The 12,040-nt window shown below is 63.5% G+C and carries 6 protein-coding genes; 1 reads left to right on the forward strand and 5 read right to left on the reverse strand.

The window, feature by feature from the left end:
* Positions 1–81: 81 nt before the first annotated feature.
* The 5 genes from HHJ19_RS05075 to HHJ19_RS05095 all read right to left on the reverse strand — a co-directional run bounded on the left by HHJ19_RS05075 (position 82) and on the right by HHJ19_RS05095 (position 9,185).
* A complete protein-coding gene (locus HHJ19_RS05075) occupies positions 82–1,338 on the reverse strand; it encodes an MltA domain-containing protein (RefSeq protein ID WP_296904667.1) in 1,257 nt (418 codons plus the stop codon).
* Positions 1,339–1,432: 94 nt separating this feature from the next.
* The gene (locus tag HHJ19_RS05080; RefSeq protein WP_296904669.1) at positions 1,433–2,059 is read right to left on the reverse strand and encodes a response regulator; all 627 of its coding nucleotides are present in this window, start codon (positions 2,057–2,059) and stop codon (positions 1,433–1,435) included.
* Positions 2,046–4,196, reverse strand: a complete 2,151-nt coding sequence (locus HHJ19_RS05085; RefSeq protein ID WP_296904670.1) for an ATP-binding protein — start codon at positions 4,194–4,196, stop codon at positions 2,046–2,048. Before HHJ19_RS05085 ends, HHJ19_RS05080 begins: the two co-directional genes overlap by 14 nt.
* Before the next feature lie 10 nt (positions 4,197–4,206).
* The gene (locus HHJ19_RS05090; protein ID WP_296904672.1) at positions 4,207–5,013 is read right to left on the reverse strand and encodes a carbon-nitrogen hydrolase family protein; all 807 of its coding nucleotides are present in this window, start codon (positions 5,011–5,013) and stop codon (positions 4,207–4,209) included.
* Positions 5,014–5,015: 2 nt separating this feature from the next.
* Positions 5,016–9,185, reverse strand: a complete 4,170-nt coding sequence (locus HHJ19_RS05095; protein WP_296904674.1) for a YhdP family protein — start codon at positions 9,183–9,185, stop codon at positions 5,016–5,018.
* A 73-nt stretch (positions 9,186–9,258) separates the two neighbouring features.
* Here HHJ19_RS05095 and glnE point away from each other — a divergent pair.
* The coding region (gene glnE, locus HHJ19_RS05100) for a bifunctional [glutamate--ammonia ligase]-adenylyl-L-tyrosine phosphorylase/[glutamate--ammonia-ligase] adenylyltransferase (protein WP_296904676.1) at positions 9,259–12,040 on the forward strand (2,782 nt) is incomplete at its 3' end.

Genomic DNA, 12,040 nt, shown 5'->3' on the forward strand with positions numbered 1-12,040 from the left:
CCAAAAAAAAACGCACCGCGACCCGCTGGATTGACGACTGGTTCATGGCGCACCTTCCTTTTTTCATATGGCGTTGGTTGTCTACTTTGGCCAAAGCACCCATAGCCGCAGCGGCTGGTTGACGCGCGAAGCCATTTGACCGGCTTCCATTCCGGTACCGGCGAAATAGTCGGCGCGCACGCCGCCGACGATGGCGCTGCCAGTATCTTGCGCAAGCACTAGCTTTTGCAGATTGGCTGCGCCGCCGCGTGAGGCCAGCCAGACCGGCGTGCCGTAGGGGATGCTGCCGGGATCAACCGCAATTGATCGGCCCGGCGTGAGCGCCACGCCTTGCGCACCCCTGGGACCAAAGCGAGCGTCAAAATCACTGAGCGCTTCTTCACGGAAAAAGATGTAGCGGGGATTGCTCCAGAGCAGCTGCTGCAGGCGTTGCGGATTTTGCAGCGCCCAGGCCTTGGTGGCGTCTGGCCAGGGGTTGATTTTACTGACACCCTGCTCCAGCAGCCACTGGTTCACGCTGCGGTAAGGCTGGTCGTTTGAGCCCGCAAATGCCAGGCGCACGGTGCGCTGCAAACCGTCGGGTTCGCTAATATTCAGCCGGCCCGAACCCTGTATGTGCAACACCAGCGCGTCAATCGGGTCCGCCACCCAGGCGATTTCCCGTCCTGCGAGCGCCGCGCGCGCCTCGGCCGAAGTGTCAATTTCCTGCCGCGAGAACCAGGGCTTGCGGCTGCCCAGCAATGCCGGTGCCCGGTACAACGGGACTCCATAACCGGCGCCCGGCTGGCGGCTCGCCTTGAGCACCGGTTCGTAGTAGCTGGTGAGCAAACCCTCCGCTGCGCCTTGCAGTGTCTCGACACGATAAGGTTGCAGCCGGTCAAGCATCCAGGCGCGCTGTTCTTCGCCGCTTGCGATGCTCAGGCGCCGCACTTCGTTGCACAGCGGCGCAAACACCGGACCTGGCCGCTCGCAGCTCTTTATCCAGGCATTCCAGGCCTCGAACAGCGCGTCGTCCTCAAACCCCGGCAACTCGGCCCAGCGCACCGCGACCCAGCGGCTCCTCGCCTGCAACCGGGCTGCTGGCAGCGGCCCGGCGTCGCCGGCACGGCGGCCCGGCAACGCAGCCTCCGTACCTGCAGGCGGTAATGAAGGCGACGAGGTCAATGATGGCGGCAAGGGCGGGCTGGCACAGGAAACAAGCAGCGCAGTCATGGCGATAATCGGAGCGGTGCGAAAGAACGGCCTGAACCCCATCGCCACCTTGCCTGCAATCAAAGGAAATGTCATGACCCTGCTTTTACTCGAAGCACTAGGCGCGTTGCTGCTGCTGGTATTCATTGTGTGGTGGACGATGTTTTCAGGTCGTAAGAAGGGCGAGATTAAGGGCGGTCCTGCTGCAGAAGAAAAACAGCACGGGGAATGAGTGCTGGCACTACAAATTTCGCAGCAGATTGGCAAGTTCCACCGCCGACCTGACGCCCATTTTGTCAAAAACCCGGGCCCGGTGCACTTCCACCGTGCGCACGCTGATATCTAGCTGGTCGGCGACCAGCTTGTTGGGCAAGCCTTCCACCACCAGTCGCATCACATCGCGCTCGCGTTCGGTCAGGCCATCGAGCTGCATCCTCAAGCTGCTGGTTTTGCTGCGCTCGGCCAGCGCGGCAGCCGATTTTCCGATGGCCTGCTCGATCCGGTCTACCAGGGCATTGTCCGAAAAAGGCTTTTCGAAAAAGTCAAACGCGCCGCGCTTGACCGCGTCCACGGCGGTAGGTACGTCGGCGTGGCCGGTCAGGAAAATGACTGGCAAGGTCGGCAGCAGGCCGTAAGCAATCAGTTTTTCAAACATGGCCAGGCCACTCAAGCCGGCCATTCGAACGTCGAGCAGCACGCAGGAAGGTGATTGCACCTCATACCCGCCGCAAACCCGCAGGTCAAACGCCTCGGCACCGGTAAAGGTTTCGCTGGGCAGGCGGCGCGAACGCAGCAGCCAGGCCAGCGCATCGCGCACGCCACTGTCGTCGTCAACGATGTAAACGGTGGCATTTTTAATCGGTTCCATGGCAACTCTTCTCGCGGACGTCTTGCGCGGTGGTGCCAGCCTTGCGCACCCAGGCTACCGGCAAGGTAAAAGTGAAAATCGTACCCTGAGGCGGCGCGGCTTCATAACCCAGGAATCCGCCATGCTGTTCAATCACGGTGCGGCAAAGGCTCAGACCCAGGCCCATGCCCTCCTCCTTGGTGGTAAAAAAGGGCGTAAAAAGCTGTTTGGCAGCTTCAGTGGAAATTCCCTCACCGCGATCAATCACCGCAAACTCGACCCATCGGCTTTGCATATTTGACGCTGCCAGACGGATTCGCAATGTCAGCACCCGGTCACATCTGTCCGATGGCGGCCCGACGACTGGTGTTTCTTCGGCCCCTTGCATGGCCTGCATGCCGTTGCGCGAGAGGTTGAGCAGCACCTGCTCGACCATGGTGCGGTCACACAGCACGGGCGGGCAGTCCTGAGCTAACTCGATCACCACCCGCACTTCCAGTTTGCGGGACTGCAGAATCACCAGCGGCATGATGGCATCGAGCAGGGACTGCGGCGCCACCGCCTCGCGCACCCGCTCGCGCCGCCGCACAAAATCGTGCACGCTTTTGATGACCTTTCCGGCGCGTTCGGCCTGCTCGGCAATGCGGCGCATGGCTAGCTGCAGATCATCAAACAGCGGCGGCGCTACCGGGCCATCGGCCGGCTGGCACACCGCGGTCTGGGCGGCGCTCGTCCTTTCAGCCTCGATTTCACCCCGCAGCAAATTGAGCGAACCGGTGGCATAGCTCGAAATGGCGGCCAATGGCTGGTTCAGCTCGTGACTGAGCAGCGAAGCCATCTCGCCCACCATGGCCAGCCGCGCGCTGGCCTGCAGGCGGTCCTGGCTCGCACGCGAAATTTCTTCAATACGGCGCTGCTCGCTGACATCCAGAATGGCACTCATCCAGCCTGTGTGCTTGCCCACCGCGTTGACCAGCGGAGCCTCCATGATCAGCACTGGGAAGCGCGTGCCGTCCTGTCGCATGAACACCGATTCGTGACTTTCCCTTGGGCTGTGATTGCCCGCCAAGCGCGTTTCCTGGCGCTGCTGGTAGGCACTGGCCAGCTCTGGCGGCCAATACGGCGAAGGAAAGCCGTGGTTGAGCAACTCGCTGGGCTGCAGCCCCACCATTTTGCAAAAAGCCGGATTGACATAGGTGATGCGGCCCTGCAGATCCCGCGCGCGCAAGCCGGTCAGCAGTGAATCCTCCATGGCCTTGCGGAATGCAAGCGCTTCGCCCAGGTCATGCTCCACCTTCAGGCGCCTGCGCATGTCGCGGGCCAGCAGGAAAAGCACGGCCAGCAAGGCCAGTGACATGGCTGTGACCAGCGCTGTCAGGACATTGGGAAACAGGGCCGGCGTGCCCAACCGGCTGTCCATCCTGATCACCAGCGTGTTGCCAGGCAGGTCCAGCAGCTCCCGGGCGACAAAAATCCGGTTGCCGCGTGACGCAACCCCCTGCAGCGCCAGCCGCGTGCCATCAGCTTCGGTGAACGACAGGGTGATGCCCCGCACCAGCTGTTTGCCCACCAGCTCGCCCAGGATGTCCTGCAGGGAATAGCTGGCTACGATATAACCGGTCAGGCGACCCCCCACGACGACGGGCTGGCACATGTCCATCACCTCCAGCCCCATACCATCGGCCTGAGGCGCGAAGTAGCTGGCGGAATAAGTCGCTCCGCTCAGGCGGCGGGCAGCGTTACAGGTCACGCTCAGGTCGGCCGCCAAACGGTCACGCCCGAGCCGCTCGAACACCGGGGTCCGGTAGGGCGTTTCGACATAGCTCAGCAGCTGCAGCGCCTCATTGCGCCATTCAAGCCGCAGGATTTCACGGTGTTCGCGCAGCAGCCCGACAGCCGGGCCATGCCAGGCGTCAGGCGTTGGCTCACTGGCGTACAGGGCCTGAAAGGTTTGAATGTTGCGGGTCAGGCCGGAGCGGATGTCAGAGACGATTTCAACCGCATTGCGCTCCAGCCGGCTCTGCACCCGGCTGGACTCATACCGTCCGGCCAGCCAGACCAGGCTGCCGAGCAGCGCCAGCACCAGCACCATCAGCAGCACCCAGAGCGAGCCCCGCGGGCTGGCCCGGTCGATGCCGCTCAGACGGGGAAATTTCACGCCAGCGCCCTCACAGCACGCGATGACTCAGCGCAGGCAAACGCCCGCGCACGTCCTGCAGCGTCTCGCCAGAAAGCTCGCCCATGACGACGCCCCCGCCTTCCTCTTGCTGCGCGAGAACCTTTCCCCACGGGTCAACCAGCATGCTGCGGCCCCAGGTACGGCGTCCGTTTTCGTGCGTGCCCCCCTGCGCGGCGGCCAGCACATAAGCCTGGTTTTCGATCGCGCGGGCGCGCAGCAATACCTCCCAGTGCGCCTGGCCAGTGGTGTAGGTGAAAGCACTGGGCACCAGCAGCAAATCGGCTTTCAGGGCCCGGTAGAGCTCGGGAAAACGCAGGTCGTAGCAGATGCTCATGCCAACGGTGTAGACAAATCCGTCGCGTGAGGCCAGTTCAAATCGCACCGGCTGCGCGCCGGGCTCGAGCACGCGGGTTTCATCGTAGTCTTCCAAGCCCTGGGCAAATCTGAACAGATGGATTTTGTCGTAGCGCGCCACGCGTTGACCGGACGGCGCATAGGCCAGCGAACAGTTGCGCGCCCGGCCAGGGTCCGCCGTGGCCATTGGCAGCGTGCCGCCGACGATCCAGAGCCCCAATGCGTGCGCCCAATAGCTCAGGAAATCCTGGATCACGCCAGCGCCTGCCGTTTCCTGAATCCGGAGTTTGTCCGTATCCCTCAAGCCCATGACGCAAAAATACTCCGGCAGCACGGCCAACTCGGCGCCTTGCGCGGCAGCCTGCGCAAGCAAGCGCGCCGCGGTGTCCAGATTGGACTGCAGCGCGGTTCCGGAAACCATCTGGATGGCGGCAACTTTCATGATTACTGTTTCTCCGTGGAGGTGTCGGCGGGCTTGCCGGCTGCCTGGGCCCGACGATCTATTTTCGTGATTTTCGGATCAGACCAGGTTCCATCGATATGGAATTCCTGGGTCGCGGCCTCCATCAGGGGGCGACGCAAAAACATCTGCGCCAGAAAACTGCCCAGCCCAATCGCCGGATTGATCACCGTGGCAATCAGCGATGCCGTTCCAGCGTTGATTTCTGGCACCACAACCACCTTGAGGTTTTGCGTTTCACGGGAAATATCGGCACTGCCTTCCATCAGGACTGCGGCATTTATACCGCTCATCTGCAAGTTGTTGGTGCGCGCCAGCCCTCGGTTGATGACGACGTCGCCGCGAACGAAATCAAAGGCGAAGCCCTGGGAAAAAACATCACGGAAATCGAGCGTCAGCCGCCGGGGTAGGGATTGCAGGCTCAGCACGCCGAGCAGCTTGGCTATGCCGGGGTCGGCCTTCACAAACTGTCCTGATTCCACATTGACATTGAACTGCCCGGCAAGAGACGGAAAGTCCAGGCTCAGGGGCGAGCCGGCCCAAGCCACCTGGCCTTCCAGCCTGCCCTTGCCGCGGCGCAATACGCCGTCCATGCCAAACCGCTTGAGCAATTCGCCAGAGTCGGCAATGTCCAGCCGGAAGTTCATCACCGTCCGCCGCCGCTCGATGGCCGCCCGCGCACCGCGTGATCCGGCCGCTGCGCCACCGTCCTGCGCCTTGACCGCCACCCAGTCACCGGTCGCGGTCAGCACGGCTTCGGGCAGGATGACGTTGAATTTGTTCAAATGCCACTCGCGAACACCGCCCTCGACAGCGTTTGATGTGCCCCGGTTGACGGCGTCAATTTCAATGCGGCCCAGCTTCCTGCCACGCAACTCCATGTCTTCCACCACGATATCCAGGGCCGGAATGCTGGCGGGCTGTTCCTCCAGCATCGCCTCCACCTCGCTGGCAGGACCGGGCGCCAAGCTCAAACGCGAGAGCCGCGCATACACACGTCCTGCACCCGCGCTACCGGGCTGGCGATATTCCAGATAACCGTCAAGTTCTGCCGCATTGATATTGGCGCGCCAGTTCAGGCCTTCGCGAGTCCCGCCCACCACGACGTTGTTCAAGCTACGCCCCTGCACCCGCAATTGCCTGGCGCGTATGGCCATGACCGTCGGCAGGTAGCTCATGGCCGCCGCCGAACTGGCGGCAGGCGCGGTCTGCGGGGCACTGCTGCCAGCCGTATCAGTCAGGATTTTTTCCCAGGCGTCAAGATCGACCTCGGCCAGCTTGATGTTGGCCCTCACTCCGGCTTCCAGTGCCGGCACCGTCTCATTTGAATCCAGCCCCACACCTATGCCGCCGCGCACCACGCGCGCACTCGTGCCGCCCAGATCACGCAGGTAGCTGATGCTGGCCACCCGCCCGATATTGACCGAAAGCTGGTCCTGCAGCGTCTGTCCAGGAGCCAGCGAGCCCGGCAGCAAGGCATTTTCAAAGCGCAGCGGCAGGATGGCTTCCGCAGATTTGGTCAGCGGAGCAGGCAAGCTCAGCGCCATGCCCTGCAAGCTGCTGGTGACGGTGACCTCGGGTATGCCGCGCCGGAAAAGCACCGATGCCTGGTAGGCGGCGCTGCCGCTGGCGTACCGGGCCATGCGCGTGACCAGCCCGAGGTCCCTGGCCTGACGCAGCCCCTCAGCCGAAATCGATCCCTGCGCCTTGAAAGCGACACTGGTCTTGCCGCCGGCGGTAGCGGGCGGACGGGTTGCACCATCGATGCGAACGTCTCCTCCCAGCAGGCGCGCCTGAGCGCCCGCCACGGAAAAGCCGCGTTCGGTGAGATTCACCACGCCTTTAAGCGCCTCCAGCGCGGGCGCCTCGGGCGAGAACTTCACGTCATTGCCGGTCAGTGTGAGGGTGCCCTCGACACGCGATTTGTCAATCATGTGAATCGGCAAATTCAGACGAAAACGGTAATCACCCGAGCCGGTGGCCGTGGCCTTGGCAAGCGCCTGCTCAGTCATTTCGCCGACTGGTGAGGAGTTGACAAAGCCCAGCGCGTCTGAAAGCGCTCCCCGGATGGCCAGCGTCACTTCGACCGTGGCGTTATGCGCCAGGTCCGCAATCCGGGCATCGCCCTTGACCAGTTGCAGACCCGGCAGGCCGGCGACCCTGGCGCTGGCACCATTGACTTCCAGCCCGGTCCGGTTAAACACCAGCTCGCCGTTAAGTTCGGTCAGGGCCGGCCAGGGCGAAGCGCCTGACGGCTGCAGGGCCTTGGGCACATAGGCCAGTTGTCCGTTGCGCACTCTGGCAGATACCCGGAAATCCCCCACCGCCGGATTGGCGAAAGGCAGATGATCCAGCGGGCCCTTGACCCGGAATTTCACATCACTGAGCTGGCCCTGCAACACGGCAGCGCGCACATAGTGACGCGCCGCCTGATCCAGCACCAGCGGCAAATACCGGTAAACCCGGCTGCCATCGGCCCGGCTCAGGCTGCCCTGCAGATCCAGCACCCCCGGGAACCGTTGATCCGGGGCACCGCGTACTAGCTGGCCCGCCGCGATGTCGCCGGTTCGCCAGTGCACCTGCGCCGCGCCTTGGGCGTCGGCATTGGCGAACTGCAGGTTGCGCAGTTGCAGGTCAATTTTTGGGCCAGAGAGCTTCCACTGCGCGTCGGTTGACAGCTGATCCAGCGCGAGCCTGGGTTCCTCGAGGATGCCTGGCAGATCGAGCGCTCCCTGACGAATAGCCACCTTGGCCTGGCCGCCCTCGTGCGTCAAGTCGAAATCGATCGTGGCTCCGCTAATGCCCGGTCTGCCGGGCGTGGCGGCGGGCGCAGCGGCAGCGGGCGCCACGCTCAAGCCTGCCACGCGGCCTTTTGCCGCAAAATTGACCGGCGCTTCCAACGGTCCCTGCCAGCGGGCGTCAATGACCTCCACCAGCCCCTGCGGAGCGAAGGAGGCGATGAGGGCCTGCGCGCTAGCGTCCAGCGGCAGGCGGCTGGCGATTTGCGCCAGGGCGGCCAGATCGAGCTTGTCGGCCTTGAAGCTACTGTGCTGGGGCTTTCCCGCCGCAGCACTGGCATGTACCAGCATCACATTGCCCCCCGGCCACTGCAGCCCGTCCCGCGTGCGAAACCGCAAACCCTCGGTGCTGACATCAAAGCCATCGGGGCGCTGCCCCGCACCCAGGCGCCCGGCAATCGATTCAAACGCAAGGGGCTTGAGCCGGGTGCCCAGCCTGGCATCCACATCCTGCAGCGCCAGATCCGCCACCACGCCAATAATTTTTCCCCGGTTAAGTTCAGCCCAGGCTCGAAGCGCGCCAGCGCCCCGGTTCAGCTCAACCCCCAGCGCGTCGAAACCGGCATATTGCCTGACCCGAGACACGTCGACGCGGGCGAAATCGGCGTATAGCTGCCCGGTCCAGTCGTTGAAGTCGCCTTCGTGAACCGATAGCAGCGAGCGCCTGAAAATGCCTCTGAGGCTGAAGCGCTCGCCCCATTCAGCGGGGGGCGTCGCATCCAGGCGCATGAGATGGCGGTGGCGACCGTTGCGCATCACGGCATCGACCTGGCCAAGCACCAGCGAGGGCGCAAGACGCATCTCGTCCGTCCAGCGCACCGTGCCGCCGCGCAGGACAAACTCCGTCTGCGAAAAAAACCAGTCGGTCAGCGCGCTGTGGCCGCTGGCCCGGTCGGTGGAGACATCCAGGCCGCCGACAAAGATTTTCCCGTCAGCGGCGCGACGGATGTCGAGTTCGGGCTGATCGATAACCAGCTGCTCAAAGCCCAGACCCCAGAGCGACGAGGGCGACAGTGCGCCCAGAATGTGCGGCAGTCGCACGGCTTCACGCCCCTGACCATCGAGCAGCGTGACGTCGCGCAACTCAAACGACGGAACCATGCCCAGTGAACGGGCCGTGATTTGCCCAATGCGGACGGGCACGCCCAGGGCTTTGCTGGCTTGCGCCTCCAGACGCGGACGGAACTCGCCGATTCGCGGCACAATCCATTCATGCAGCACCAACCAGCTCACGCCAAAAAGCAGCCAGGCCGACGCAACCAGCCACAACAGGCAACGCATGGTCACGGCAATCCATCGCAGGCGAAGTGACGGCAAGGCAGACGGGTCGGACGGGATGGCTATCGTTGGCTCCATTGACCTGAGAATTATGACCGCCGACGCGGCCGTCCGCCCGGCGTCGAACCACGAAGTTTTGTGAAGTAGTGTGATGACCGTTGCCTCAACTGCCTGTTCAGACATTCCCTTTTCCACCAGTACGGCCGCGTCGGCTCACTCTCGTTTCGTGCAGCGAATACGCCGTCGTTATGCCGATCAGCTGCAACTGTTGCCGCCCGGCGCGCCGTTGCGGGCCACCATGCAGCTGACGCTCGATGCGCTGCTGGAGAGCGGCCTTGAAACCGGCGCGGCGCTTCGCGTGCTTCGCCAGCTGGTGTTGGAGCGGCTGGTGGTTCTCGACTGCGACAGTCAGCAGGCCCACACGCCTGCCACCGCAGATATCACCGGCATCGCGCTGCAGGTCGTCACCGGAGCCATGACGGATCTGGCCGAACTGGCGCTTGATGTGGCCATGCGGCATTCCCGCGAGACGCTTGATGCGCTGCACGGCGCCCCCCTCACGGAGGCCGGCACAGCTGCCCGCATGTGGGTGGTTGGTATGGGCAAGCTCGGCGCGCGTGAACTTAATGTATCCAGCGACATTGACCTGATTTACGTTTACGACCAGGACGGCGAAACCGCCGGCCGAAGTGACGGCCGTGGCCAGATTTCCAACCACGAATATTTCGCCCGTCAGGTCAGGGCGGTCTACAGCCTGATTGGCGATGCCACTGAGAACGGCTTTGTGTTTCGTGTTGATCTGGCACTGCGGCCAAACGGCAATTCGGGGCCAGCTGCCATTTCGCTCGGTGCGCTCGAAGAATATTTTCAGGCACAGGGCCGTGAATGGGAACGCTTTGCGTGGCTTAAAAGCAGGGTTGTCGCCCCGCTCGAATGCATACGCAGCGGCTCGGCCCAGGCCTTGCGCGGCTCGGTCCTTCCTTTCGTTTTCCGGCGTTACCTGGACTACGGCGTGTTTGATGCCTTGCGCGTGCTGCATCGGCAAATTCGCGAACACGCAGCCAAACGCTGCGCCGGCCATCCCGAGCGCGCCAATGACGTGAAGATGTCACGCGGCGGTATCCGCGAGATCGAATTTACCGTGCAGGTGCTTCAGGTCGTGCGCGGTGGACAGTTTCCGGAACTGCGCACCCGTCCTACCATCGACGCCTTGAAGCGCGTCGCCGAGGCCGGCTTGATGCCGCTGGAAACCGCCGATGCGCTGGCCCGGGCCTACGACTTCCTGCGCCGCGTGGAGCATCGCATCCAGTACCTGGACGACCAGCAAACCCACGTATTGCCGACGCTCGACAGCGACCTGAACTGGATTGCAGCGACGCTCGGCTACCGCAACAGCTGCGCTTTTCTCGGCGACCTCGACGCACACCGCGAATTGGTCGCCGAAGAATTTGACAAATTGCTGGGCGGCAAGCCTGAAAGCAGGGGTTGCGGCAACTCGGCCATGCCAGCCCCCCAGCAACTTGACGATCTGCTCGATCAGTTGCCCGCGCAATGGCCAGCACAATTTTGTGCCCGCCTGGCCCTGTGGCGCAAGCACCCACGCGTGCTTGCCTTGCGGGAAGACTCACGCGCCCGCTTGAGCCGGCTGGTGCAGCGCACGGCACAGTGGTTGCTGGAAGGCACCGTCTCCGAAGAGGCCGCACTGAGACTTATCGACTGGATGGAGCCACTGTTGCGGCGGGAAAGCTATCTGGCGCTGCTGCTGGAGCGGCCCGCAGTGCATGAGCGGCTGCTGCGGCTGTTGGGCGCAGCAAAGTGGCCCGCGCGCTACCTGCTGCAGCACCCGGGCGTGATCGACGAACTCGCCAGCGACCAGTTGCTGCGCGAGCGGTTTGACGCAGTGGCTTTTGCCAGGGAATTGCAGCAGCGCCTGGCCGCACTCAGGCGCACCGGCGAGGATGACGAGGAAACCTGTTTGAATCTGCTTCGCCGGGCGCACCACGCTGAAGTCTTTCGCACCCTGGCCCGCGATGTCGAGGGCGTGCTCACGGTAGAGCAGGTGGCCGACGACCTGAGCGCGCTGGCTGAAGCGATCCTCGCCATCACCGCCGAATGGTGCTGGCAGCATCTTAAAAACAGGCATCGTGCAACGCCGCAGTTCGCCATCATTGCCTACGGCAAGCTGGGCGGCAAGGAGCTCGGCTACGGCAGCGACCTCGACATCGTGTTTGTCTATGAAGACGAGGACGAGCGTGCGCCCGAGGTGTATGCGGCTTTTGTGCGCAAGCTGATCAACTGGCTGACCATCAAAACCGGCGAGGGCGACCTGTTCGAGATCGACACCGCCCTGCGTCCCAACGGCAACTCCGGGTTGCTGGTCACTTCCTTTGAAGCTTATGCCGGGTACCAGCAGCAACGCGGCAGCAATACCGCTTGGACCTGGGAACACCAGGCCATGACGCGTGCGCGCTTTGTGCTCGGTGATATGGCCCCCACGCTTGCCACTGCGTGTGCTGCGCTGCCCCCCGAGGGGGCTGAACTTCGCTTGGGGCGGCCCGGCGCTTCGTTCATGGCCCCCACGCTTGCTACTGCGTGTGCTGCGCTGCCCCCCGAGGGGGCTGAACTTCGCTTGGGGCGGCCCGGCGCTTCGTTCATGGCCCCCACGCTTGCCACTGCGTGTGCTGCGCGGCCCCCCGGGGGGGCTGAACGTCGCTTGGGGCGGCCCGGCGCTTCGTTCCTTGATACTCCGCGTGCTACTGCAAGTACCCGCACGAAACGCTCTTTACGCGAGCGCTTCGACGAAGTTCGGCGGGCCGTCATCACCGCGCCGCGCGATGCGGCGGCGTTGCGCCGTGAAATTGTTGACATGCGCGAAAAGGTACACAATGCGCGGCCGGTGAAGGGCGGGAAATTCGATGTGAAGCACAGCCGCG

It is taken from the genome of Polaromonas sp. (assembly GCF_012927415.1).
Classification (GTDB): domain Bacteria; phylum Pseudomonadota; class Gammaproteobacteria; order Burkholderiales; family Burkholderiaceae_C; genus Polaromonas.